Source organism: Flavobacterium sp. MR2016-29, assembly GCF_015350695.1.
GTDB lineage: Bacteria > Bacteroidota > Bacteroidia > Flavobacteriales > Flavobacteriaceae > Flavobacterium.
This window is the reverse complement of record NZ_JADKPU010000025.1, coordinates 1-397: the sequence shown is the minus strand read 5'-3', so window position 1 is coordinate 397 and position 397 is coordinate 1. Positions and strand designations below refer to the sequence as shown.

The 397-nt window shown below is 36.0% G+C and carries 1 pseudogene; it reads left to right on the top strand.

The window, feature by feature from the left end:
* Positions 1-397, top strand: a pseudogene (locus IR010_RS20010) (hypothetical protein); the annotation flags it as partial.

The following is a 397-nucleotide window of genomic DNA, read 5'->3' as shown; positions in this document are numbered from 1 at the left end:
AGATAAGGGAGACAAACTTGCTTTTTCAGATTTATCTCAAACTGACAAAGACGCTTTAAAAGGAGACAAAGGTGATAAAGGAGATAAAGGAGACAAACTTGCTTTTTCAGATTTATCTCAAACCGATAAAGACGCTTTAAAAGGAGACAAAGGAGATAAAGGAGATAAGGGAGATAAACTTGCTTTTTCAGATTTATCTCAAACCGACAAAGACGCTTTGAAAGGAGACAAAGGTGATAAAGGAGACAAAGGAGACAAACTTGCTTTTTCAGATTTATCTCAAACCGACAAAGACGCTTTGAAAGGAGACAAAGGTGATAAAGGAGACAAAGGAGACAAACTTGCTTTTTCAGATTTATCTCAAACCGATAAAGACGCTTTAAAAGGAGATAAAGGA